Annotated in this window: 25 protein-coding genes; 18 read left to right on the top strand and 7 right to left on the bottom strand. The window is 46.0% G+C overall.

Features of this window, described 5'->3' with window-relative positions; translation table 11 throughout:
- Positions 1-53: 53 nt before the first annotated feature.
- The 5 genes from GTH32_RS17485 to rsd all read right to left on the bottom strand — a co-directional run bounded on the left by GTH32_RS17485 (position 54) and on the right by rsd (position 3219).
- The gene (locus tag GTH32_RS17485; RefSeq protein ID WP_163088192.1) at positions 54-1256 is read right to left on the bottom strand and encodes an OmpA family protein; all 1203 of its coding nucleotides are present in this window, start codon (positions 1254-1256) and stop codon (positions 54-56) included.
- A 93-nt stretch (positions 1257-1349) separates the two neighbouring features.
- Positions 1350-1796 (bottom strand): secondary thiamine-phosphate synthase enzyme YjbQ, encoded by a 447-nt coding sequence (locus tag GTH32_RS17480; protein WP_163088190.1) that lies wholly within the window; start codon positions 1794-1796, stop codon positions 1350-1352.
- Positions 1786-2250 carry a chemotaxis protein CheX gene (locus GTH32_RS17475; protein WP_163088188.1) on the bottom strand — a complete coding sequence of 155 codons (465 nt, stop codon included), beginning with the start codon at positions 2248-2250 and terminating at the stop codon, positions 1786-1788. Before GTH32_RS17475 ends, GTH32_RS17480 begins: the two co-directional genes overlap by 11 nt.
- Positions 2240-2713, bottom strand: a complete 474-nt coding sequence (locus GTH32_RS17470; protein WP_163088186.1) for a transcriptional repressor — start codon at positions 2711-2713, stop codon at positions 2240-2242. The genes GTH32_RS17475 and GTH32_RS17470 overlap by 11 nt, the downstream gene beginning before the upstream one ends.
- A gap of 29 nt (positions 2714-2742) precedes the next feature.
- Positions 2743-3219, bottom strand: a complete 477-nt coding sequence (rsd, locus tag GTH32_RS17465; RefSeq protein ID WP_163088184.1) for a sigma D regulator — start codon at positions 3217-3219, stop codon at positions 2743-2745.
- Between the two features lie 149 nt (positions 3220-3368).
- Between rsd and nudC the strand changes: the two genes are divergently transcribed.
- From nudC to GTH32_RS17450, 3 genes are all read left to right on the top strand, one after another.
- A complete protein-coding gene (nudC, locus tag GTH32_RS17460; protein WP_163088182.1) occupies positions 3369-4205 on the top strand; it encodes an NAD(+) diphosphatase in 837 nt (278 codons plus the stop codon).
- Between the two features lie 255 nt (positions 4206-4460).
- Entirely contained in the window at positions 4461-5552 is a 1092-nt protein-coding gene (hemE, locus tag GTH32_RS17455; protein ID WP_163088180.1) for a uroporphyrinogen decarboxylase, read from the top strand.
- 35 nt (positions 5553-5587) lie between these two features.
- Positions 5588-6136 (top strand): hypothetical protein, encoded by a 549-nt coding sequence (locus GTH32_RS17450; protein WP_163088178.1) that lies wholly within the window; start codon positions 5588-5590, stop codon positions 6134-6136.
- Here the strand turns inward: GTH32_RS17450 and queG are convergent.
- Entirely contained in the window at positions 6133-7296 is a 1164-nt protein-coding gene (gene queG, locus GTH32_RS17445) for a tRNA epoxyqueuosine(34) reductase QueG (protein ID WP_163088176.1), read from the bottom strand. The two genes, GTH32_RS17450 and queG, sit on opposite strands and share 4 nt — an antisense overlap.
- A gap of 6 nt (positions 7297-7302) precedes the next feature.
- On the opposite strand from queG, the gene GTH32_RS17440 reads away from it, so the two are divergent.
- The 14 genes from GTH32_RS17440 (at position 7303) to GTH32_RS17375 (ending at position 24149) form a co-directional block, all read left to right on the top strand.
- A complete protein-coding gene (locus GTH32_RS17440) occupies positions 7303-8802 on the top strand; it encodes an NAD(P)H-hydrate dehydratase (RefSeq protein WP_163088174.1) in 1500 nt (499 codons plus the stop codon).
- Positions 8803-8849: 47 nt separating this feature from the next.
- A complete protein-coding gene (tsaE, locus tag GTH32_RS17435) occupies positions 8850-9332 on the top strand; it encodes a tRNA (adenosine(37)-N6)-threonylcarbamoyltransferase complex ATPase subunit type 1 TsaE (RefSeq protein WP_163088172.1) in 483 nt (160 codons plus the stop codon).
- A 70-nt stretch (positions 9333-9402) separates the two neighbouring features.
- A complete protein-coding gene (locus GTH32_RS17430) occupies positions 9403-10761 on the top strand; it encodes an N-acetylmuramoyl-L-alanine amidase (RefSeq protein WP_163088164.1) in 1359 nt (452 codons plus the stop codon).
- 39 nt (positions 10762-10800) lie between these two features.
- Positions 10801-12633 (top strand): DNA mismatch repair endonuclease MutL, encoded by a 1833-nt coding sequence (mutL, locus tag GTH32_RS17425; RefSeq protein WP_163088162.1) that lies wholly within the window; start codon positions 10801-10803, stop codon positions 12631-12633.
- Positions 12626-13561 carry a tRNA (adenosine(37)-N6)-dimethylallyltransferase MiaA gene (gene miaA / locus GTH32_RS17420; protein ID WP_163088160.1) on the top strand — a complete coding sequence of 312 codons (936 nt, stop codon included), beginning with the start codon at positions 12626-12628 and terminating at the stop codon, positions 13559-13561. The genes mutL and miaA overlap by 8 nt, the downstream gene beginning before the upstream one ends.
- Positions 13562-13639: 78 nt before the next feature.
- Positions 13640-13891 (top strand): RNA chaperone Hfq, encoded by a 252-nt coding sequence (gene hfq, locus GTH32_RS17415; RefSeq protein ID WP_163088158.1) that lies wholly within the window; start codon positions 13640-13642, stop codon positions 13889-13891.
- Between the two features lie 17 nt (positions 13892-13908).
- Entirely contained in the window at positions 13909-15198 is a 1290-nt protein-coding gene (hflX, locus tag GTH32_RS17410; protein ID WP_163088156.1) for a ribosome rescue GTPase HflX, read from the top strand.
- A gap of 70 nt (positions 15199-15268) precedes the next feature.
- On the top strand, positions 15269-16420 hold the full coding sequence (gene hflK / locus GTH32_RS17405) for an FtsH protease activity modulator HflK (RefSeq protein WP_163088154.1): 1152 nt from the start codon (positions 15269-15271) through the stop codon (positions 16418-16420).
- 2 nt (positions 16421-16422) lie between these two features.
- A complete protein-coding gene (gene hflC / locus GTH32_RS17400; protein ID WP_163088152.1) occupies positions 16423-17307 on the top strand; it encodes a protease modulator HflC in 885 nt (294 codons plus the stop codon).
- A gap of 291 nt (positions 17308-17598) precedes the next feature.
- Positions 17599-19200: an AbgT family transporter gene (locus tag GTH32_RS17395; RefSeq protein ID WP_203565542.1), complete on the top strand. Its 1602-nt coding sequence runs from the start codon at positions 17599-17601 to the stop codon at positions 19198-19200.
- 160 nt (positions 19201-19360) lie between these two features.
- Positions 19361-20440, top strand: coding sequence for a ferrochelatase (gene hemH, locus GTH32_RS17390; RefSeq protein WP_163088150.1), 1080 nt, complete (start codon positions 19361-19363; stop codon positions 20438-20440).
- A 10-nt stretch (positions 20441-20450) separates the two neighbouring features.
- A complete protein-coding gene (locus GTH32_RS17385; protein ID WP_163088148.1) occupies positions 20451-20876 on the top strand; it encodes a DUF4112 domain-containing protein in 426 nt (141 codons plus the stop codon).
- Between the two features lie 188 nt (positions 20877-21064).
- Positions 21065-22705, top strand: coding sequence for an acetolactate synthase large subunit (locus GTH32_RS17380; protein ID WP_163088146.1), 1641 nt, complete (start codon positions 21065-21067; stop codon positions 22703-22705).
- Positions 22706-22715: 10 nt separating this feature from the next.
- Positions 22716-24149 carry an aldehyde dehydrogenase family protein gene (locus GTH32_RS17375; RefSeq protein WP_163088144.1) on the top strand — a complete coding sequence of 478 codons (1434 nt, stop codon included), beginning with the start codon at positions 22716-22718 and terminating at the stop codon, positions 24147-24149.
- A 29-nt stretch (positions 24150-24178) separates the two neighbouring features.
- Here the strand turns inward: GTH32_RS17375 and GTH32_RS17370 are convergent, their stop codons facing one another.
- Entirely contained in the window at positions 24179-24547 is a 369-nt protein-coding gene (locus tag GTH32_RS17370) for a DUF2237 family protein (protein WP_163088142.1), read from the bottom strand.
- A 142-nt stretch (positions 24548-24689) separates the two neighbouring features.
- Between GTH32_RS17370 and ubiG the strand changes: the two genes are divergently transcribed.
- Positions 24690-25442 carry a bifunctional 2-polyprenyl-6-hydroxyphenol methylase/3-demethylubiquinol 3-O-methyltransferase UbiG gene (gene ubiG / locus GTH32_RS17365; RefSeq protein ID WP_163088140.1) on the top strand — a complete coding sequence of 251 codons (753 nt, stop codon included), beginning with the start codon at positions 24690-24692 and terminating at the stop codon, positions 25440-25442.
- The last annotated feature ends 6 nt before the right edge of the window (positions 25443-25448 follow it).

Genomic DNA, 25448 nt, shown 5'->3' with positions numbered 1-25448 from the left:
AAGCTATAAAAAAGGCGCCCAATGGGCGCCTTTTTTTATTAGGTGAAAGAAAATTACTTCTCTTCTGGTACTTTAACCGTTTCTTCAACTGTCACTGAAATGCGACGGTTGATGCGGTGCGCTTCAGCGTTATTCGCTGTATCTAGTAAGCGAGTCTCACCGTAGCCAACAGTTTCTAGACGGCTGCTATCAATACCGTACATATCAACCATTACGTCTTTAAAGCTAGCGGCACGTTCCTTAGAAAGGTCCATGTTGTATGCTTCTGTACCTGGCGCTGAAGTGTGACCTTCAATAACCGCAGTAGTAGAAGGATACTGCTTCATAAATTCAGCAAACTCTGAAATCTCTGGATCTTTAGGCATTTTCACTACCGCACTTTCGTTATCGAAAAGTACGCGTAGGGTAATTTCAACTTTTTCTTCGTCAAATACTACACAGCCTTTAGCATCAACTTTAACGCCTGCCTCTGTATCTGGGCACATGTCTTTTGCGTCAACGACACCGTCGTTATCAGAATCTTTAATTGCACAACCTTTCGCGTCAACGTTAACGCCAGCAGGTGTATTAGGACACTGGTCTACGCTGTTAAGTACACCATCGTTGTCATTGTCTACGGCACAGCCTGTTGCATCAACACGAACGCCAGCAGGTGTCATCGCGCACTGATCACGACTATCAATAACGCCATCGTTGTCGCTATCTTGCGGCGCAGTTGGCGTTGATTTACCGAAAGGAATGCTCACACCTACTTTTACGCTGTAATCGTTGTAGTCTTCACCGAAATCGTGATAAGTAGCAACTTCAGTAATAATTTTAACTGAATCAGCAAGGTCCCAGTGTTTACCGATACCAATATTTGCAAGCGTAGTAGACTCACCCACTGATTGACGTTTAATACCACCAAATAGGTAATACATGTCGTCAGGCATGAAGTATAGTGCGTCTACACCAACCATTTCGCCGTCTTCACTATCTGAACCAGAACTGATAGGTGAACGGTAATCTAACTCAAGGTCAGTATACTCGATACGCGCAGCCCAGCTTTGTGTAAAACGAAAGCCATACTCAAAAGAGACGCCTTGGCCATCGTCATAAATTCCTTCAGCTAATGGGCGACCTGGATCGGTATTGTAATACATACCAGAAAGACCAAACCATTGCTTATAATCTGGCTCTTGAGAGTCTTGAGCAAATGCTGAAGTTGAAGAAAGAACAGCTAGCGAAAGTGCAGCCAATTTAAAGTGTCGTTTCATAGTCACATCCTGTTAAACGTTGAGTGATTATCGATTTATGATAATTCTATCTTGTGCTTACTTAAAATCTGTAAGCACGATTTGTGCCGTTTGTTATATGGGATTTATTTCAGTCCCTTGTAATGTGGCAATAATTCTTCTTGGGCCGCCATAATTGCGGTGTTCTCCGAGTATGATACCCTGCCAGGTACCTAGCTGGAGTTTACCTTGCTGAACAGGAATGGTTACCTGACAACCAAGTATACTAGATTTTAAGTGCGCTGGCATATCATCACTGCCTTCGTACGTATGTTTTAGATACGGCAAGTTCTCTTTAACACTGTCGTTAAAGAAAGCCTCCATGTCTTGTCGTACGGTCGGATCGGCATTTTCGTTCACAGTTAAACTAGCACTCGTATGTTGCAGCCATAAGTGTAGCAAACCTACGTCAATATTTTTCAAAACCGGTAACGCTTCAACAATGTACTCTGTTACGAGATGAAAGCCACGGGGGAATTCCGGTAGTGTAATTTTTTCAGAGTACCAGAAATTATTTGTCAAAACAGATTTCCAAGTGCGCTAGCCCCTCCTCGCACATAAAAGGTAAAATGATTTTAGCACCGTCTACTTGATGGCTTATCGTATGTTGCTTTCCCGACACTACCATAGGGGTTGCCATACCAAACTCAAACCCCCTTTCAGCTAAGTCGCGCTTGGCGTTGCCACATATCATATTAGTGACTTCACCCACCATATCACCGACTTCTGCGTCTAACTTTTGTGGCCGTTCACCCACCATACGCTCCATTATTGTAAGGGCGAGGGACTCATCAAAGGTAATCGACATTGACCCGCGAACGTTAGGGCCTACCATACCAATTAAACCTGATACGTCACCTTTGGCTACATCGCTCTGTTTACGCTTAGGCTTACCCGGTGTAAGCGTGGTTTGTGCCATTGTTTCCAACACATTTAACAACCCTGCAATGAAAGGGTTTACAAAATCAGCATTCATGTGCGTGCTCCTTTGAGTCAGGGTTTTCTGTCTCTTGACAGTCTGCACACAGTCCATGAGCCTCTATGGTTTGCTTGGAAATACTAAAGCCATGCGCTTTCGCTTGGTTGTCTAAGGTATCTTTTAAACCTTCCGACTGTATCTCTGCGACGTCACCACAACTGTCGCAAATTAGGAACTGTACTGGGTGTTTACAGCCGAAGTGGTAACATGCGACAAACGCCTTATTTGACTCTAGGCGATGGATTAAACCAAAATCTAATAGAAAGTCTAAGGCTCTATACACCGTGGCGGGCTTAGCACCTGATTCGGTTTCCTTTAATGCATCTAACAGTTCATAGGCGCCCATAGGCCCGTGTTTAGACACTAAAATTTCGTATACTTTTTCCCGTAAAGGGGTGAAACGAGCTCCTCGCTGCTCACAATAGACGCGGGCTTTATGGATCAGCGTTGCATTATTCATTTATTACTACCATGGCTACGTTGTGAATTTCACTGCGTCGGTCGAACTTCGTGTGCGGCGCGAGTTGGGGTGGTGTGCATATGTTCTATCAGTTTATCTTCTAAACCGAAACGTTCTTCTAATGTTTCACCAAGTTTCGCTAATGCATCGTCAAAGTTTGCAGCTTGCTCAATCGTAACGGCTTCTGCAAATTTATCATTAAATTGTAACGCAGCATCGGTGGTTTGGGTAAGTTTTGGGTAAAGATGCGCTTTTAATTGTTGTCCATCAGCATCGTCACTGACCAAGATATCGAACACTTCGAAATGACCCGCTGATAAATAATCCATTAAACATTCGCAAAAATGCGCTATCTCATTGGCTTCGGGTAAGGTTTCGTTTCTTTTATCCATACCTGCGAGGTTGCAAAAGTTGATCAATAATTGCTGTCTAGCATTTAGCCAGTTATCAACTGTTTGACTTTTACCGCCCCATTTTGTTTTAACATCTTCTAGTTGCTTTAACATGTTTTGGTCCTCAAAACGATACCCGCGCCGCGCAAGTGAGTGCTAGTATAACACCGTGTTAACGCGACACAAATTGAAGGCGGTGACTGGATAGGATTAAATTTATGCTATCGTAGCGCTAATTAGACCCGAAAATAGGTAATAAGCTTATGATGATCAAGCAAAATATGACACAACTGGATACGAGGGCTGGCCATTGGGTTATTGTCAGTAAGGAACGGATCATCATACGAAAGGGTGAGAAAACAATCCCTTCCGGGCACGTATCTCAGTTCAATTTTCTTACATCCTACCTAGAAGACGTTCACGAACTGCCTCCATTAAGTCCTGATACCGATGTATTAAATGACCCCGTTTACGTTGTTGATATGGGGGCTGAAATGGTACAAGAGGAAGAATGGGAAGCTGTGCCGCTGCGTCATTTATTGTACGAACAGCAAACGATTATTTTCTCTGTCATTGGACGGGCATGGCAATACGTTCACTTTTTGCGTACTCACCGATTCTGTGGCAAGTGCGGCAGCCATACCGAGCGCGTAAATTGGGAAATGGCTGTGCATTGTCACCGTTGCCATCATCGCAGTTACCCGCGGGTGTCACCCTGCATTATCGTTGCAATTCACAATAAACAGGCGTTGTTATTAGCAAAAGGGGTGAGACATAAAGAAGCCAATATGTACTCTACGCTGGCCGGATTTGTTGAAAGCGGCGAAAGTTTAGAAGAAGCTGTGCATCGCGAGGTGTTTGAAGAAGTTGGCGTTAAAGTGAAGAACCTTCAGTACTTCGACAGCCAACCCTGGCCCTTTCCCCATTCTATTATGGTGGGGTTTATCGCTGAATACGCTGGAGGTGATATTCGCTGCCAAGAAAATGAGATTGACGACGCTCAGTGGTTCAAGCCAGACGCGTTACCCACTATACCGCCTAGAGTATCGATTGCAGGAAAGCTAATAGAAGAAACGCTTTCTATTATTGAAAACCAGTAAACACCAGACAATAAAAAACCCTGCCGAGGCAGGGTTCCAATGAGGTTAGCACGGTCCCTTAATGGGCTTCTTTTTCGTTGCTGTAGTAGTAATAGCAAACGCTTTCATTTAATGCAAATTTATTTTCAAGTAAACCTTATCCCATTTTCTGGTTATTTGACCGCAAGGTTTAAATATTACTAACCTTTTAGCACAATTAGCAGGGTTTGCTGATATAATTCCGGTGTTTAATTTTTCTTTAGTTTAGGTGAGTTTATGTCGCAGAATGAGAGCAGTGTTGCAAAGCCAGCATTAAAAAATGACCGCTATCTTAGGGCCCTTTTGAAACAGCCGGTCGACGCAACGCCTGTTTGGATGATGCGACAAGCGGGTCGTTACTTACCTGAGTACAAAGCGACCCGCGCGGTGGCGGGCGATTTTATGTCGTTGTGTAAAAACGCAGAGCTTGCGTGTGAAGTTACGTTGCAGCCATTGCGTCGTTTTCCACTTGATGCAGCCATTTTGTTTTCTGATATCTTAACTATCCCTGATGCTATGGGCCTAGGCCTGTATTTTGAAACCGGTGAAGGCCCGCGTTTTAAGAACCCTATTACGTGTAAAGCCGATGTAGACAAAATTGGCCTTCCCGATCCAGAAGGCGAATTGCAATATGTGATGAACGCCGTGCGTACCATCAGACGGGAACTTAAAGGTGAAGTCCCGCTAATTGGTTTTTCAGGTAGCCCATGGACACTGGCCACTTATATGGTTGAAGGCGGGTCAAGTAAAGCGTTCACTAAAATTAAGAAGATGGCCTTTGCTGAACCAGCAACCCTACACGCATTGCTGGCTAAACTTGCCGACTCAGTGACTGAATATCTTAATGCCCAAATAGCCGCGGGCGCGCAGTCAGTAATGATATTTGATACATGGGGCGGCGTATTATCCCCCCGTGATTACAACGATTTTTCTTTACAGTATATGGCACGTATTGTTGATGGGTTAACCCGTCATGCCGATGGCCGCAAAGTACCTGTAACCCTATTCACTAAAAATGGTGGCATGTGGTTAGAATCTATTGCTGCAACGGGCTGTGATGCTGTGGGTCTTGATTGGACAATTGATATTGCCCAAGCGCGTGCGCGTATTGGGGATAAAGTGGCACTTCAGGGTAACATGGACCCTTCTATGCTTTATGCATCGCCTGAGCGTATTCGTGAAGAAGTCGCCACTATCTTGTCTGGTTACGGTGAAGGCAGTGGTCATGTATTCAACCTTGGTCATGGTATCCACCTAGATGTGCCGCCAGAAAATGCGGGTGTGTTCGTTAACGCCGTGCATGAACTAAGTACGCCGTATCACAAATAATTACGCAATCAAGAGACAAGCGAATTTCCTAAAACATGATGAAGCTTTGGGTTGGCATTGTTTTAGTACTTTTTATTGCTGTAGCCGGTTACCAATTTGGCTTTTACCACGGTAAATTAACCGCGTCTACAGCAGAAAAGGTGCGCCTTAATAGCTTACTTACCCGTGAGCGTAGCCACGCGCCTGGCGATTTGCGTGTTATGAAAGGCCTAGGTCAGGCGCATAGCAATAACCAGGCAAAACAAGGCGGGGCGGACGCGACAGGGGAGCGTGATCGCAGTACAGATAAAAACAGCAACGGTGAACGTCAGCTTATTGCTTACCTGCAACAACACCCGCAAGGACAAACGCTAACTGTCAGTGCGTTTGCATGCGTGAATGAAATTTGTGAGTTTTCTGCGCGATATGCGGGCAAGCAGGAAGACTTTTCCCGTTTGCTTCACGACCTACAAAGACAAAGTTGGTGGCGGTATCAAGAAGCTGAACGCTCATCTAATGTTCAAAATGGCATAGAGCAAATAGATATAACCTTTACCACGAATGCGTCCACACCCGAGCAGCATGTAGGCGAGTTAACAAGCTAGGCGTCTCGCGGTAGCCCTTTTTCGACTACCCGTGTTAGACGTAACTGTTGACGATTACTAGCTGAAACGGCTTCTTTGTCATCTCGTTTACTCGTTTGCTGTTCGATAGCCCATTGAATATGGCGATCTACTTGCGCATTCACTTTGCCATGTTTTTCCAACAAGGCTGCAAGTATTGCCTCGCTGTATTGCGCATTGCCTAACGCCACGGCAATATTACGTTGCCATTTGTTAAAACCGATTCGCCGAATTGGCGAACCTTGGGTATTTTCTAAAAACTCAGATTCAGACCATTCAAAGAGTGAAAGTAAAGGCTGCCCGTGAAGCATTTTACGGGGGTGGAAGTCTTCTTCTTCGGTAATATCTGCGTATCTATTCCATGGGCAAACAAGTTGGCAATCGTCACAGCCGTATATTCGATTACCCATTAACGGGCGCAACTCTACAGGAATATCCTCGTCAGATTCAATGGTTAAATAAGAGATACAACGACGGGCATCTACTGTATACGGGGCTACAATTGCCTTAGTAGGGCACATTGTTATGCACGCCGTACAACTGCCACAGCCTTCCTCAACGGGGCTATCTACGGGCAAGGGTAAATTTATAAATAATTCACCGAGAAAAAACCACGAGCCAGCTTCCTTATTGAGGGTAAGACTATGTTTACCCGTCCAGCCAAGGCCAGCTTTTTCAGCAATGGCATGCTCAAGCACCGGGGCAGAGTCTACAAAGGGGCGATATTCGGGCGTAGTATCCATCTCACTTAACGCACTCGCAATTTTATCACCCAGCTGTTTTAGCCGCTTGCGCAGTACTTTGTGGTAGTCACGGCCCAGCGCATAGCGACTGATATAGCCTACGTCTGATTGTCGTAAATGGCGGGCAAACGATGCATCAGGGGGTAAATAGTTCATGCGTACACTTATTACCCGCAATGTACCGGGGACTAACTCATCAGGTCTCGCCCGCTTCATACCATGGCTTTGCATATACGACATACTGCCGTGATAGCCTTTCTCTAACCATTGAGCGAGGAACTTTTCATGGTGACTTAGATCAATATCGCTAATACCAACTTGTTGAAAGCCTAGCGCGCGGCCCCAAGCCTTGATATTGTGGGTTAATTGGATTAAGTCTACAGATTGAATTTTGGACATGTCATTATGTTAGATACTCAGCTCTCCTCAAGCTTATCATACAAACTGTTTCGCGCCGACCAGGTGAGAGAAAACGAAGCCAAAGCGGCGGAAAAATCGGGGTGTGATATGTTCACACTTATGCAACGAGCAGGAGATGCCGTTTATCAACAGTGCCAAGAGCGGTTTGCTAATTCCGATGTTTTTTTAGTTGTAGCAGGGCAAGGGAACAATGCGGGTGATGGTTACATTACTGCCTTACACGCTAAGCAAAATGGTAAGCGGGTGATCCTTTGTGCAGTGGAACCCGAGCGAAAATTAGAGGGCGATGCGGGGAAAGCGCAACAGCATTGGCTTGATGCAGGAGGAAAGGTTGAGGCATTCGACCCTACATTTATCGAAAGTGCAGACGTAGTTATTGATGCTCTACTTGGTACCGGCATTACCTCCCATATACGAAACGAATTCGCCGATATTATTGATGCCCTCAACGGCGCGCAGACGCCAGTAGTGAGCATTGACGTGCCCTCCGGATTAGATGCCAATACCGGGCAAAGCCTAGGGCGCTGTGTTCAAGCTACGCTCACGGTGACCTTTGTAGGCATTAAACCTGGTTTGGTAACAGGTGCAGGAAAACAATCTTGTGGCCAGCTCATTTACGCCGATTTGGGTATAGGTAAAGCATTTCAGTCACTTGCCAGACCTTGCGCCACATTACTTAATATCGATCACTTTAAGGGAATGGGGCCAAGGGATGTTCATAGTCACAAAGGCACCTATGGACGTTTGCTTTGTATCGGGGGCAATAAAGGTACCGCTGGTGCTATACGCCTTGCCAGTGAAGCGGCGCTTAGAAGTGGTGCGGGTATGGTAAGAGTTTACACCCATGAAGCATCCATCATTCAAGTTAGCGCTGGCCGCCCGGAACTTATGGTAACAGATAGCGACCTTGCTGCCGCACTAGAGTGGGCCACCTGCATTGTAATTGGTCCGGGGCTTGGGCAAGACGCATGGGCAGAGGCCACCTTCGCCGCCACTATGAAGCACTGTCAAAGTGAAAATAAACCTGTGGTTATTGACGCCGACGCTCTCAACCTGCTTTGCCAGCAGTCCACTGCGTTCACTATTAACGAGTCTATTCTTACCCCCCATGCGGGAGAAGCCGCGCGTCTGCTGGGCGTGTCAGTCGATGATGTGGAATCAGACCGCTTTAATTACGCCCGACAATGTTCCCAACGCTATCACGCGGTGTGTGTACTTAAAGGAGCAGGCACGTTAATTGATAACGAAGAGCGAACATGGGTTTGTCGACATGGCAACCCTGGAATGGCCACCGCGGGCAGCGGTGATGTACTGAGCGGCATATTAGGTGCGTTGATGGCTCAGGGGTTACCTGTGGATTTGGCTGCTAAATATGGTGTAGTGCTGCACGCAAAGGCAGGGGATGATATTGCGCAGTTATATGGTCAACGTGGTATGATAGCGAGCGACTTATTTGATGCTGTTCGCGCGCTTATTAACCACTGACGCCGGGTAGCGAGTTATTTAGCACCTGATGTGGAACCGAATTAACGATGTCATACCCACAAACTACCTATTTCGCCGCAACGCCAGAAGAAACGCAAACGCTTGCTGTAGACTTAGCAAACGCAATAGCAAGCCAGCGCCCAATAGATACCGTGGTCTTTCTTAATGGAGACCTAGGCGCTGGAAAAACCACCTTTAGCCGGTTTTTTATTCAGTCTTTAGGTCATGAAGGGAGTGTAAAAAGTCCAACTTATACCCTCGTTGAACCTTACGAGCTGGACGTGGCATCTATTTACCATTTTGACCTGTACAGGCTGGCTGATCCTGAAGAGCTAGAGTTCATGGGTATAAGGGACTACTTTGGCGATGGAACTATTGCGTTAATTGAATGGTCAGAAAAAGGCGGGGAATACTTGGCATCGCCAGACTTAGTGATTAGTATAAATATTGAACGTGAAGGACGACGCTTTTGTGTAGAAGCTCGTTCTGCAAAAGGCGCTAAAATTTTGCAAAACTGTACGTGTGTTTAACCGGCCACTGGCAGATCAAAAAAGATAATAAACCTGTATAGACAGGTAAAAGGCGGTGTAAGGCTTGAATATGGTGCGCATAATTTGTTCGGTAGTTTGCTTATGGGTGATCGCAGGCATAGCTGTGGCTGCCCAAAACAAAATAGATGGCGTTCGTATTTCGCCCTCCTCAAACACCACGCGTTTGGTGTTTGATATGCACAGCGAACCTGAATTCACCTATTTCACCCTAGAGGGTCCTCATCGACTGGTTATCGACCTACCTAATACCTCAAATAAGACCGATCTTTCTACTACTGCCATCAACGGCAGTTTAGTTCGTAAAGTGCGCTACTCCACGCCCAAAAATAAACATTCAGCGCGGGTGGTGGTAGAGCTAAACAGAGTGGCGAAGCCGTCGCTCTTTAGCATGGCTCCCGCTGCACCCCATGGCCATAGATTGGTGGTAGATTTAGAAGATAGCCAGCCTGCCTCTGTATCTACTCCAACTGTATCTGCATCAGCGAATGCGTCTAACCGCGTAGTAATGGACGGTTCTACAAGCACGCGAGATCGGGACATCATAGTTGCGATTGATGCGGGACACGGCGGGCACGACCCTGGCTCCATAGGTCCTGCTGGAACCTATGAGAAGAACATAACGTTAAGTATAGCCAAGAAACTGGAAGCTATGGTGAATGCAGAGCGGGGTATGCGGGCGATTATGACGCGAAGTGGCGATTACTATATTTCGCCGAATAAACGCCCTGAAGTTGCACGACAAAAGAAAGCTGATTTGCTGATATCTATACACGCCGATGCCTTTAGTCAACCTCAGCCGAGAGGGGGGTCTGTTTGGGTGTTGTCTATGCGCCGGGCCGATTCAGAGTTAGGGCGGTGGTTGGAAAAATCTGAACGCCACTCAGAGCTATTAGGCGGCGCAGCGGAAGTGATAAGTGATAAATCCAGCGAACGCTACCTAACTGAAACGATTTTAGGATTGTCTATGGATCATAGCATGGCCACCAGCCATGATTTAGGCAATAAGGTAGTAGAAGAATTAAGGCAAGTAACAAGTTTGCATAAAAGGCGTCCTCAAGCCGCTAGTTTCGCCGTATTAACAGCGCCAGATATCCCCTCTATTTTGGTAGAGGTTGGGTTTATTTCAAACCCGCAAGAAGAAAAGAATTTAAATTGGTCGAAGTACCGAGAACGCCTTGCCCATGCGATGTTCAATGCAACAAAGCGTTACTTCAAACAAGTGCCCCCCGATGGCACGTTATGGGCCGCAGAGAAAATGAATAACCGTACGCATAAGGTAAAAAGTGGTGAATCACTTTCTTTGCTCGCCCAACGATATAATATAAAAGTAAGTGCGCTTAAAGCTGCCAATAATCTTAATAGTGATGTGGTAAGAATAGGGCAAGTACTCAGCATTCCAAGCACCTAAACTAACGTTTTCATTTAATTTTAGCTCACAGGTATCCCATTGCCTATACAGTTTTTATCTCCCCAATTAGCGAACCAAATAGCGGCGGGTGAGGTCGTTGAACGACCTGCGTCTGTGGTTAAAGAGTTACTCGAAAATAGCCTCGACGCCGGCGCCGACCGTATTGAGATTGATATTGAAAAAGGCGGCCACAAAAGAATACGCATTTTCGATAACGGAAAAGGTATCCCGAAAGACGAATTACAATTAGCGTTGAGTCGGCATGCAACCAGTAAAATTGCCACCCTAGACGATTTGGAACATATCTTATCGTTGGGCTTTCGAGGCGAAGCATTGGCAAGTATAAGCTCGGTGAGCCGTTTAACGCTTACTTCGCGTACGGCCAATCAAAACGAAGCATGGCAGGCATGTTGTGAAGGACGAGAAATGGCGGTTACAGTGCAGCCCGCCGCTCACCCACAAGGCACCACCATAGATGTGGCCGACCTGTTTTATAACACGCCCGCCCGACGTAAATTTCTGCGTACTGAAAAGACCGAGTTTCAACACATTGAAGAAGTGATAAAGCGCATTGCGCTGAGTTACCCCCATGCCAGCTTTTTATTAAAACATAATGGGAAACTGGTAAAGCGTTTTATCGCCGACAAGCAAGGTGCGCTGGCGCCACGGATAGCCTCGGTATTGGGACAAAAGTTTGTCGATAACGCAGTGCATATCAATGTGGATTATGAAGGCATTCAAATGGATGCATGGCTAGGTAACGAGTCGGTGCTACGCAGTAGCAACGACTGTCAGTTTAGCTTTGTGAACGGAAGGGGGATGCGCGATAAGCTTATTATGCACGCAATACGTCAAGCCTATGAAAGTGTTTGGGGCGTATTAGAGCAGCCCTCATTTGTGGTTTATCTTACCCTTGACCCTCGCGACGTAGATGTAAATGTTCATCCGGCTAAGCATGAGGTACGTTTCCAGCAAGGACGATTAGTACACGACTTTATCTGTAAGTCTGTGTGCGATGCATTGCATGCTATTTCCCAGCCTGAATCCCACGAAGAAACGGTTACTGAGTCCTCAACAAGGGCTGACACCATTAGTCAAAGTCCCGCGCCATTTCAACATGAGCCTGCGAACCACGAATACATCAGGCCATTGGCCGCAGCTCCCCAGTCGCCTAAAGTGGGCGGTCAGAGCGCACCATTCACGCCTCGCCAATCAAAAGGGCCGAGCGCAGCTTATCAAGCGGGGTTTCAATCCCTTATGTCGCCAAATAGCGACATGCAAACGAAAGATTCAGGATCGCAACCTAACCATGTGCAGTATCTGGGCCTATCGTCACTGTGTAGAATTTACTCACACAATGAACGAATTTACCTACTCGATGTGGTTAACATAGTGGGGTACTGGCTTACTGAGTTGTGTTCGAAGGCACAGCACAGCCAGCCCCTATTAATGCCCGTAGCCCTTGCTATGCCAATGGATAGTGCGGGCGATGAAGCGGATAATCGAGCAGAAAATATCGCATTATTAAACGGATTGCACTTTGAAATAAATCAGGTAGCTGGAAAATACCGTTTACAGCAAGTTCCGGCTGGAACTCGCCATTTACCGTGGCTACGTTGGTTTGAAAAACTCTTGTCGGCAAAACTTTTTTCACACGCAAACACAAAGGATTCGGAAGAAGGTAGCCAAAAACAGACAGTTTTATTTGACTTTTCCGTCGCAGAAAATGAATTGGACGATAATACCGCGCATCAGGTGTGGCACTGGTTGGAGCAGCAAAACGATCTGAAACAATGGGAAATGATCGAGCGATTTGGTACAGTGCGCGACGTAACGCAAGTAGTTAACTTCTTGAGAGGGACAAATGGGTAGTGGCATAAATCCTGCTAAACCTGTAGTAGCCATTATGGGGCCAACTGCCTCGGGTAAAACAGGGCTTGCTCTTGAATTAGCAAAAGAAGTTGATTGCGAAATTATTAGCGTAGATTCTGCATTGGTGTACACCGATATGGATATCGGCACTGCGAAGCCCACGGCTGGCGAACGTCAAAGTGTGCCTCATCATTTAATCGATATTATTGACCCTGTACAAAGCTACTCGGTAGCGCAATTTTGTCAGGATACGGTAAGACTGATTGGTGATATTCACAGTAGAAATAAGGTGCCAGTATTAGCTGGTGGTACAATGATGTACTTTAATGCCTTGATAAATGGAATTTCGCCACTACCTAAGTCAGATGAAAACATTCGTAGCGAAATTAACGCCCAGGCAAAGAGCAAAGGCTGGCAAGCACTACACCAAGAGTTGTGTCGTGTGGACCCCGTTAGCGGCGAGCGAATTCACCCGAATGACCCTCAGCGGCTAACCCGCGCATTAGAGGTGTTTAGAAGTTCGGGACGAACGCTAACACAATGGCAGCAAGAAGAAAGCGACACTTGCCCTTATGAGATAACACAATTTGCTATAGCGCCAACGGAAAGACGTGTGCTGCATGAGCGAATTGCTACTCGTTTTGACATAATGTTAGAAAGCGGGTTTGAAGAAGAAGTTAAAAAGCTCTATGAACGTGGTGATCTAAATGAAGATTTACCTTCTATTCGTTCGGTGGGGTATAGGCAGATGTGGCAGTACCTAGATGGTCAGCTTTCTTATCATGATATGCGTGAAAGAGGTATCATTGCCACCCGGCAACTTGCAAAGCGCCAATTAACTTGGCTGAGAGGGTGGGAGAAGGTGACCTGGTTAGACACATTTGGTAAAGATAATTTGACTAAAATTACAGCAAAAGTCACACTCTAGTTTCGTCGAGTGTGGTATATATTAGACGTGCAGTAACACCTTAGTGGTGTTACCAATAATAAAAACTAAGGATATCAAATGGCTAAAGGGCAATCTTTACAAGACCCATTTTTAAACGCGTTGCGCAAGGAACGTATACCAGTATCAATTTACCTGGTGAATGGCATTAAACTGCAAGGGCAAGTAGAATCATTCGATCAATTCGTGATCCTACTTAAAAATACAGTAAGCCAAATGGTGTATAAGCACGCAATTTCTACCGTGGTACCTGCTCGCGCGATTACTATGCCGAGCACAACAGGAGATTCTGAAAATACTAAAAGTGAATAGAATAAAAGGTAACGCGCTTGTTTGACCGTTATGAAGCCGGTGAACAGGCTGTACTTGTTCATGTTAATTTTACTGATGAGAACAGCAAAGAAGATTTAGCCGAGCTAGAATTGCTCGTGTCTTCTGCAGGGGTAAACGCCGCCGAAGTATTAACTACATCGCGTAGTGCGCCTCAAGCTAAATTCTTTGTAGGTTCGGGAAAGGCTGAAGAAATCGCTGCAGCTGTAAAAGCGCACGACGCCAATGTAGTGATCTTCAATCATTCTTTGTCCCCTTCACAAGAGCGTAACTTAGAAGCGGTCTGTCAGTGCAGAGTGTTAGATAGAACTGGACTTATCCTCGATATCTTTGCCCAAAGAGCCAGAACGCACGAGGGGAAACTTCAGGTCGAGCTAGCACAACTGCGTCACATTTCTACGCGACTTATTCGCGGCTGGACTCACCTTGAGAGGCAAAAAGGGGGGATTGGTTTACGTGGGCCGGGGGAAACTCAGCTTGAAACCGACCGCCGTTTGTTACGAGGACGTATTAAAGCAATACTTCGTCGTTTAGAAAAGGTGCAGAAACAGCGAGAGCAAGGTCGTCGTTCGAGGAAACGCGCTGAAATACCTACCGTATCCTTAGTAGGTTATACTAACGCGGGCAAATCAACGCTCTTTAATACAATAACTGACTCTCACGTTTATGCAGCCGATCAGCTTTTCGCTACGCTAGACCCTACGTTAAGAAAAATTGAGCTTAAAGATGTCGGGCCTGCAATATTAGCCGACACCGTGGGTTTCATTCGTCATTTACCCCATGATTTAGTGGCTGCTTTTAAAGCCACGCTGCAAGAGACACAGGAAGCGGACTTATTGCTTCATGTGGTAGATATTGCAGATGCGAAGTATCGTGAAACCATGGACGAAGTAAACGATGTATTAGAAGAAATTGATGCCGGAGACATACAACAATTACTAATCTGTAATAAGATTGATAAACTGGACGATGTTGAACCGCGTATAGAACGAAACGAGGAAGGGATCCCAACGCGTGTATGGTTATCGGCACAGACCGGTGAAGGTACCGAACTATTGGGACAAGCGCTTACTGAATGCTTGGGTACAAGCATGGTTAACTACACGCTTAAAATACCTCCTGCGCAAAGTCAGCTTCGTGGTGTGTTATACGAATTAAACTGTATTGCAAACGAAGATTATGATAGTGAAGGTGACTGGGTTGTCGATGTGCGTATGCAAACGGCAGACTGGAATCGTTTAGAAAAGCGTCTCGAGAACGGAATATCAGAGTATGTTGTGCGACATTAATCGTTGTGATTAGCACATCGACTATGCTTGCGAATTTCAAAAATAAAACAGTAATCTATGGAGTATCAGCATGGCTTGGAATGAGCCGGGTGGCAATAATAATGACCCGTGGAAAAACCGCGGCGGACGCGATCAAGGTCCCCCGGATTTAGATGATGTATTTAAGAACTTATTCGGTAAGTTCGGAAAATCTGGTGGTGGTAATGGCGGCTCAGGCAAAAGCCTAGGCGGCATCGGCGCTGGTATTTTAATTGGCTTAATTGTTGTTATCTGGATTATCAGTGGCTTTTATACCATTCGTGAAGCGGAGCGAGGCGTTGTGCTTAGGTTTGGTGAATATGTCAAGCAAGTAGAACCAGGTTTGCGTTGGGCACCTACATTTATTGATACTGTAATCCCTGTGGATGTTCAATCTATTCGCGATCAGTCATCGTCAGGCTCTATGCTGACAGAAGACGAAAACGTGGTAGATGTGCAAATGGAAATGCAATTTCGAGTGGTTGACCCTTATCGCTGGACGTTCGCTGTAGAAAGCCCAGAAACCAGTCTAAGCCAGTCTCTCGATAGCGCAATTCGCTATGTAGTAGGCCACTCTACCATGGACGATGTGTTAACCGATGGCCGTGAACTTACGCGTCAGCGAGTGTGGGAAGAGCTACAGGGTATTATTGAGCCCTACAACATGGGAGTTGCTATTATTGATATGAACTTCCGTGATGCCAGACCACCTGAGCAAGTTAAAGATGCCTTTGATGATGCTATCGCAGCACAGGAAGACGAACAGCGTTTTATTCGTGAAGCCGAAGCCTATGCGCGTGAAATTGAACCTCGCGCCCGTGGTCAAGTTAATCGTATGAACGAAGAAGCGCAGGCTTATAAAGAGCAGGTTACCCTTGAAGCGCAAGGTGAAGTTGCCCGTTTCGAAGAGTTGCTGCCTCAATACGAGCGCGCACCTGAAGTAACCCGTGAGCGTATCTATCTAGAAACGATGGAACAAGTGTTAAGCAGTACCAGCAAAATTTTGGTGGATAGCGACGGCGGCAATAACATGATGTATCTACCTTTAGATAAAATTATGGAACGCCAACAAAACAGTTCGAAACCACAGTCTCGCAGTACGTTAGAAGGCCTGCAGATGCCAGTCGTTGATGAAGGTCAACGTAGCCGTAACTCTTCGTCAACTTCAGGGTTGCGCGGCGAAAGTTACAGAGAAGGGAGATAATAATGGTTAAGAATTTAGCTATTGCCGTATTAGTCGTTCTTGTCGTTCTTGCCTCAGGTGCTTTATTTGTGGTGAAAGAGGGCGAGCGCGCCATTGTCATTCAATTTGGTAAAGTACAGCGGGACGATGCTAGTGGTGAAACTCGTGTGTTTGAACCGGGTCTTCATTTTAAAATCCCCTTTATCGACTCGGTTAAGCATTTAGATGCAAGGGTACAAACCTTAGATGATACCCCTGACCGTTTCGTAACGAGCGAGAAGAAAGACCTAATTGTTGATTCTTACGTTAAATGGCGCATCGATGACTTTGCACGTTACTACCTTTCTACGGGAGGTAATAAACTCCAAGCAGAAGCCTTATTGAAGCAGAAAGTAAACAACGGACTGCGTTCAGAATTTGGTACCCGTACCATTGGCCAAATTGTTTCAGGTGAGCGTTCTGCACTTATGAATCAAGCTATGGAGCAGGCATCGACATCGTCAGATGAACTAGGCATTGAAATAGTTGATGTTCGAGTGAAGCAAATTAACCTACCTACCGAGGTAAGTAATTCAATCTTCCAACGTATGCGTGCTGAACGTGCAGCGGTAGCCAGAGAACACCGTTCTGAAGGTCAGGAGCAAGCAGAAGTTATTCGCGCCAACATTGATGCGAAAGTAACGGTTATGTTGGCCGATGCTGAGCGTAACGCTCGTCAACTTCGTGGTGAAGGTGACGCTCTTGCCGCTCAAATCTATGCTGATGTGTACTCTAAAAATCCCGAGTTTTATAGCTTCTTACGTAGTATGGATGCTTATAAAGCCAGCTTTGATAGTAAAAATGATGTGCTAGTTATTGCTCCTGATAGTGATTTCTTCCGCTTTATGAACGCCTCTCAGGGTAAATAAAGCGCGTCACCTAACACTGCGTTACGATAAAACCAGCTACCTTGTAGCTGGTTTTTTTTGCTTAGTATAAAGCTATAAAAGTGCGTAACATCATTAGGTTGCAGCGTTTTTGAATACTTTAGTTTGTGCGGCTGTCCCGACCAATAGGCGACCCCTGCCCTTAGCACCTAAAATCGGGTAAGATAGCCGCGGTATTAATATTATAAAAAACCACCTATTTTAGTATTGGTCATGTGAAAGCGATGGCGTTAATACACAAAAAGCGTGGCATAAAAACGACAGGGGAACGCTTTGATTCCGGAAAATTCTAATACCCATTCTGCCGAGGAGCACGGCGGAAAAAGTGGGTTATTCTCTCGATTTCTCGCTACTGTAGAGTGGCTAGGAAATCTGCTTCCACACCCAGTAACCTTATTTGCCTTACTATCTGTGTCTATCGTAATACTCAGTGGTATTTTAGGTTACTTCGATCTCGCGGTAGCTGACCCTCGCCCGGAAGGCGCGAAAGGGCGCGAAGCGGATGGCATGATAGAAGTCATCTCACTAATGAGCGCTGAAGGGCTGCAACGTATTGTTACTGGTTTAGTGACAAACTTTACCGGCTTTGCGCCGCTTGGAACCGTACTTGTTGCCTTGTTGGGTGTATCGGTGGCTGAGCATTCTGGGTTATTGTCGGCGGCTATGCGTGGGCTTGTTATGAACGCGTCTAAGCGTGCAGTAACATTCGCGGTAGTGTTCGCCGGTATTATATCTAATACAGCAAGCGAATTAGGCTATGTGGTATTGATTCCCCTCGCTGCAATGATTTTTCATTCATTAGGACGACACCCATTGGCTGGTCTAGCCGCTGCATTTGCAGGGGTGTCAGCCGGCTATAGTGCCAATTTACTATTGGGTACTGTGGATCCACTGTTGTCTGGCATTACCGAAGCCGCCGCCCATATGATTGACCCCGACTACTCGGTTGGCCCAGAAGTAAATTGGTACTTTATGTTCGTGAGTACATTTGTGGTAGCAACAATGGGCGCACTGGTTACCGAAAAAATTGTAGAGCCGCGACTTGGTAAGTTTGATGAAGCTGATGCGCCAAGCGACCTTGGAAAACAAAGCATGGATGCGCCAACCTCGCTTGAGAAAAAAGGCCTGGCGTGGGCAGGTATTTCATTTTTAATCGTGTGTGCTGTACTCGCTCTTACCGTGGTCCCTGAAAACGGGATTTTGCGCCACCCTGAAACAGGCGCAGTGTCAGGCTCTCCGTTTTTAAAAGGCATTGTTGCCTTTATATTCATTACCTTTGCCGTTCCTGGGTTTGTCTATGGGCGTATAACCGGCAGCATGAAAAACGATCGTGACGTAATAAATGCAATGTCTAAAAGTATGGGCGCAATGGGGTTGTATATCACCTTGGTCTTTTTTGCCGCGCAGTTTGTTGCTTTCTTCAAGTGGACTAACCTGGGAACAGTGCTAGCGGTTAAAGGGGCGGCGTTACTGCAAGCAGTGGGACTTGATGGTCCCTCCGTGTTTATCTTATTTATTATAATGTGCGGTATCGTGAATCTTTCTCTAGGTAGTGCGTCGGCCCAGTGGGCGGTTACCGCGCCTATATTTGTACCTATGTTGATGCTAATAGGGTATTCGCCAGAAGTGATTCAGGCAGCGTATCGTATAGGCGACTCGGTGACTAACGTTATTGCACCTATGATGAGTTACTTCGGCTTGATCCTCGCCATGGCAGCAAAATATAAAAAAGACTTGGGGATGGGGACCCTCATTGCCATGATGTTGCCTTATTCCATGGTATTTATTGTAGGCTGGACTATTCTTTTCTACATATGGGTGTTTGTACTCGGTATGCCAGTTGGGCCAGGTGCGGCAACCTACTATCAGCCATAAATCACAATTATAATCGAAAGGGCAGTTTAATACTGCCTTTTTTAATCGCTTTTTGTTGTTAATCCAATCGGCGTTTATTTCTCTTTCCTTAGATCATAATTCCTTTAAATTCAGTATAATTAGCACATGAAAAATATTAGTGCCTAACGCGGATTAATCGATGAAATACAAGAGCAACAATGGTTTTACTCATTCTCAGCCAGACAAGATTGGCGTATTGGTGACAAATTTGGGCACGCCTGATAGCCCTACCGCTGCCGCGCTACGCCCTTACCTAAAAGAGTTTTTATCAGACCCAAGGGTAGTAGAAGTGCCAAAGGCGATATGGTGGTTTGTTCTTAATTTGGTTATTTTAAACATTCGCCCGAAAAAGTCGGCCCAAGCCTACTCCACGGTGTGGACAGAAGAAGGTTCGCCTTTACTCGCGATAACAAAGGCACAAGCTCATGCCTTAGAAGCCCGTTGTAAGAAAAAATACGGTGAAGATGTAGTGGTTGATTACGCCATGCGTTATGGCAATCCTTCGATAAGTGCAGCCCTAGAACGTATGTTGACAAATGGTGTAAGAAAGCTCGTTGTACTGCCCTTATACCCGCAATACTGTGCGTCTACTACAGGCTCAACGTTCGATGCGATTGCGAACGACTTTACCCAACGGCGTTGGTTGCCCGAACTACGCTTTGTAAATAACTATCATGACAGGGACAACTATATAACGGCGCTGGCAAATAAGGTGAAAAAGCACTGGGCGGAGCACGGAAAAGCAGACAAATTGCTTTTCTCTTATCATGGGATCCCTAAACGCTATCTAAAAAATGGTGATCCGTATCACTGTGAATGTCATAAAACGTCACGTCTATTGGCAGAAAAGCTCGGTTTGGCCCATGATGAGTATATGACCACGTTTCAGTCGCGCTTTGGCCGCGAAGAGTGGTTAACCCCCTATACAGATGAAACCATGAAGTCGCTGCCCAGCAAAGGTGTGAAATCAATACAAGTAATGTGCCCCGGGTTTTCTGCAGACTGTTTGGAAACTATCGAAGAAATAGGCGAAGAGAACCGTGAATATTTTATTGAAGCCGGCGGTGAAAGATACGAATACATACCCGCGCTCAATAGCGATGATGAACATATTGACGTGCTATTTGATATTGTTGAAGAGAATTTGCATGGCTGGCAGGTGAGTGCAGACAATTCACAGCGCGGCGGATTAGCCCGCGCCCTTGGGGCCGAAAAATAGGAATACCATTATGACCGCGAAAAAGCACACGGACGTTAAAGCGCCTAACGCATTGTTAAAGGCCCAAAAATTAGCCAACATACTAGATACCGCGGTTAAAATTCCGTTTACGCCTATACGAATTGGTTTAGATTCTCTCGTGGGTTTAATCCCCGGTGCAGGTGATGCCGTCATGTTACTGGTTTCACTGCGAATAGTGTGGCTCGGAAAGTCTCTTGGCATGCCCAAAACACTGGTTGCGGAAATGGTGAAAAATTCCGCTATCGATTTCGGTTTAGGTTTCATTCCATTTATCGGTGACTTAGTGGATGTGTTTTATAAAGCAAACCTTAAAAACGTACGCTTGATGGAGCGTTGGTGGATAAGTCAAAATAAAGCCAACGTGGACGCAGCTACTCAGGAAAAACTTGCCCAATGGGAAAACCAACTCGATTAGCCTATTTGCATTGGTAATGTGTTCGGCCTGGTTACACCCTCACTTCTCATAGGAAACCACGGGTTTGTGCTCGTGGTCTTTTATTGAAAAATAGTAATCGTTAATGCCTCTCAGTGCGTAGCAAAGGCTACATACACACTAATCATCGCTAAAGCGTTCTACGCTCAGCGAATAAGGAGTGGAGGGGAATGAAAGCATCTGATCTTTTCGTTAAAGCATTGGAAGCTGAAGGCGTCGAATTTGTGTTTGGCATACCGGGGGAGGAAAATCTCGATTTACTTGAGTCGCTACGGGCTTCGTCTATAAAGCTTGTGCTTACACGCCATGAACAGGGGGCGGGGTTTATGGCTGCTACTTATGGCCGCTTAACCGGTAAAGTAGGAGTTTGCCTAGCAACCTTAGGTCCAGGCGCTACCAACCTAGTTACCCCAGCCGCCTACGCCCAATTAGGGGCTATGCCTATGTTAATGATTACCGGTCAAAAGCCTATCAAGACGAGTAAGCAGGGGCGTTTCCAGGTAATTGATATCGTCGATATGATGCGCCCTTTAACAAAATATACGTCCCAGGTAGTTAGCGGCGATCGTATCCCTTCTATCGTCCGTGAAGCGTTTCGATTAGCACATGAGGAGCGCCCGGGAGCGGTTCACATCGAGTTACCAGAAGACATAGCAGCAGAAAAAACCACGCAGCCGTTATTACAACCCAGTATTTCCCGACGGCCTATCGCCGAATATAAAGCCATTTCTACTGCAATTGAAATGATTGAACAAGCTACCTCGCCTTTACTTCTCATTGGTGCGGGGGCCAACCGAAAACTCACAGCTAAGATGCTTAGAGAGTTCGTTGATAAAACCTGTATTCCTTTTGTCACCACCCAAATGGGGAAAGGGGTACTAAATGAAAGCGATCCCCGTTTCGCCGGGAATACCGCCTTGTCAGATAATGATTTTGTGCACCGAGCGATAGAACGGGCCGATCTTATTGTTAACGTGGGACATGATGTAGTCGAAAAGCCGCCGTTTTTTATGCACCACAATGGCAAAAAAGTAATTCACGTAAATTTTGAATCTGCCGCGGTGGATCCGGTGTACTTTCCCCAGGCGGAAGTGATCGGGGATATAGCCAATAGCATCTGGCAGATAAAAGAGGGGATTACGCCGCAGAACGACTGGAAACTCGATTTTTATAAAGACGTTCATGATGCCTACGTAAAACACAGAGCCGAGGCGGAGAACGACAATCGTTTTCCTATTATGCCTGAACGCTTCGTTCGCGATATCAGAAAGGTTATGCCAGAAGACGGCATAGTAACTTTGGATAATGGCGTTTATAAAATCTGGTTCGCCCGTAATTACCCGGCTTATCATCCCAACACGCTATTATTAGATAATGCACTTGCTTCAATGGGCGCAGGTTTACCTTCTGCTATAGGGGCAAAATTAGTACGCCCCGATGTGCCTGTTCTCAGTGTTTGTGGCGATGGTGGCTTTATGATGAATAGCCAAGAGATAGAGACGGCAGTGCGCTTGAATCTCGACCTTGTCGTCATCATCCTAAGGGATGATGCTTACGGTATGATTAAATGGAAGCAGGCGCATATGCATTTCGATGAGTTTGGACTCGATTACCAAAATCCAGACTTTGTTAAATACGCGCAAAGTTACGGCGCACAAGGGTGGCGCGTTGAAAGTGCGGATGGGCTTATACCTTTAGTCGAGAAGTGTTTATCCACACCAGGCGTACATATCGTCGATTGCCCTGTTGATTACAGCGAAAACGATAAAACCCTTAATCAAACCATTGCCCAACTTAGCGCCCAGTTATAAGGAATCTTATATGTTGAAGGAAAGCTATCCCTATTACTTAGCCAGTGAAGCCGTATATGCTAATACTGATTTAACTGTCACCAATAAGTACTCTGGTGATCCAGCTACACAGGTAGCGTTAGCTGACGCTGAGGTGATTGATAAAGCGATTGCCGCGGCCGAAAAGGCCCAACCTGCTATGTCAGCACTTGCCCCTTACCAGCGCCAGGAAATTCTTGAGCACTGTATTAAACGGTTTCAAGAGCGTGAAGACGAACTTGCACAAGCGCTATGTATAGAAGCCGGGAAACCAATAAAAGACGCGAAAGGTGAGGTAGCGAGATTAATCGACACCTTTAAAATTGCTGCTGAAGAAGCGGTAAGAATAAATGGCGAAGTGGTAAACCTAGAGATTTCCGCACGTGCGAAAGGATACCAAGGGATGACGAAGAAAGTGCCTATTGGTCCATGTTCGTTTATTTCGCCTTTTAATTTCCCCTTGAATTTAGCTGCACACAAGGTAGCACCTGCCATTGCAGCAGGCTGTACCTTCATACTAAAACCGGCCTCACGAACGCCAATAGGCGCGCTTATTATCGGTGAGGTACTAGCAGAAACCCAGCTTCCTAAGGGCGCGTTTTCTATTTTACCGTGCAGTCGTGATGGCGCAGACTTATTTACTACTGATGAGCGCTTAAAGCTACTGAGTTTTACTGGCTCGCCAGATGTGGGCTGGGCATTGAAAGCGAAGGCAGGCAAAAAGCCAGTGGTTTTAGAGCTTGGTGGGAATGCGGCCTGTATTGTTGATGAAGATGCTGATATTAGCGATGCCATCGACCGAATTATTACGGGGGCTTACTATCAGTCAGGACAAAGCTGTATTAGCGTACAGCGGATACTTGTTCACCGTGCTATTTATGACGATTTTAAACAGCGCTATGTTGAACGGGTTAAAGGGCTAGTGGCGGGCGACCCTGCCTATGAGGATACCTTTATTGGGCCAATGATTTCAGAATCTGAAGCCGAGCGCCTAGAGGGTTGGATTACTGCGGCGAAAGAAGCAGGGGCGTCCTTATTATGCGGAGGTACGCGAACAGGTGCTATGCTCGATGCTACCGTACTAGAAAATGTACCTAAAGACTGTGATGCCAGTGCGGAGGAAGCCTTTGGCCCCTTGTCTATCCTCCTCCCGTTTGATGATTATGATGCAGCACTGGATGAAGTGAATAACAGCCGCTATGGTTTGCAAGCGGGTATTTTTACCCGAGATATCTACAAAGCCAATAGAGCATGGGATGTGCTTGATGTGGGCGGTGTGGTAATTGGTGATGTACCTAGTTGGCGGGTGGATAATATGCCCTATGGCGGCGTAAAAGACTCGGGGCTAGGCCGCGAGGGTATACGCTATGCTATTGAAGATATGACCGAAACCCGACTAATGGTTATTCGTACTCCACAAAACTAACGCCACTGTTATCAAGGCCTACGTGGCGGTTATCCGTGCTTATCTACCGCGTAGGCTTCTAAGATAGCAAGGGGGATCACCGCGAGAGCCTTTTCATGGGTGGCCTCTAATCTCACCTTAGGCGCCACACCTGCTGCGTAGGCTTGCAGCCATCGCTCTGCGCACAGGCACCACCTATCGCCGGCCAGTAAACCGGCAAATTGCATGCTGGGCCACGGGGTTATAAGATCGTTACCTTGGCGTAATGAGAACTGCAAGAATTCATCGCTCATTACAGCACATACACTATGGTTACCACTATCTGACTCAGGCACATAGCAAAAGCCTTCTCGGGTAAAACCTGTGTTGCCACAACACAGTTGCAATGGTCGCCCATAAACATTTTTTGCATTAGCCAAAACGATAATCTCCTTTGCAGCGTATAATTAATTCGTGTGGTCTTGGTCGATCGCTAGTGAATTTTACTCTTTGAATAAACCATTGCAGCAATAGACAAAAAAGGCAAATGTGGTTTGTATCTACAACATACATGGCAAGCCAATGCTAGATAAAAGCGAAAAGACACCTCCGTTAAATTTTTCTCCCCAAGAGATTGCCCGTTTCGATGCACTGGCAGAAAGCTGGTGGGATGAAAACGGTAAATATAAAACCGCGTTAGACTTTAACCGTGCACGGTTAACTGTGATAGAGCAGCAAATTCGTCACCATTTTACTATTAGCCCAACAACCCCTACACCTTTTACAGCTTTATCGGTAGTAGATATTGGCTGTGGCGGCGGCCTTATAAGTGAACCTTTGGCGAAAAAAGGGGCGCAGGTTACTGGCATTGATGCAAGTGCAGTAAGCGTAGAAGTGGCTAAGCGCCACGCGCATATTAGTCAACTCGATATTGATTATCGCCATCAACTCGCCAGCGAAGTTGTTGAATATGGCGAAACCTTTGATGTAGTTATTAATGCCGAGGTAGTGGAACATGTTCCCAATCAGAAACAGCTAATTAGACAGTGTGCTCAGTTAGTGAAACCAGGGGGATTATTGGTACTCGCCACCTTAAACCGTACAGTTAAAAGTTATATCGTTGCGATAGTTGGAGCCGAGTATATTATGCGCTATTTACCCATTGGCACCCATGCGTGGAGAAAGTTTGTCACACCTAAGGAGCTGAGCCAATGGGTGGGCAACGAATTCACTTCTACCTATCAAACGGGAATGAAACTTAATCCGTTTACCCAGCGTTGGAAATTAACTTCCAGTAGACAAGTTAACTATATTCAATGTTATGCAAAATCATAATATCAC

The sequence above is a fragment of the Alteromonas profundi genome, from assembly GCF_010500865.1.
Taxonomy (GTDB): Bacteria; Pseudomonadota; Gammaproteobacteria; order Enterobacterales; family Alteromonadaceae; genus Alteromonas; species Alteromonas profundi.
The sequence above is the reverse complement of the archived record's forward strand: the minus strand, read 5'-3'. Positions and strand labels throughout refer to the sequence as shown.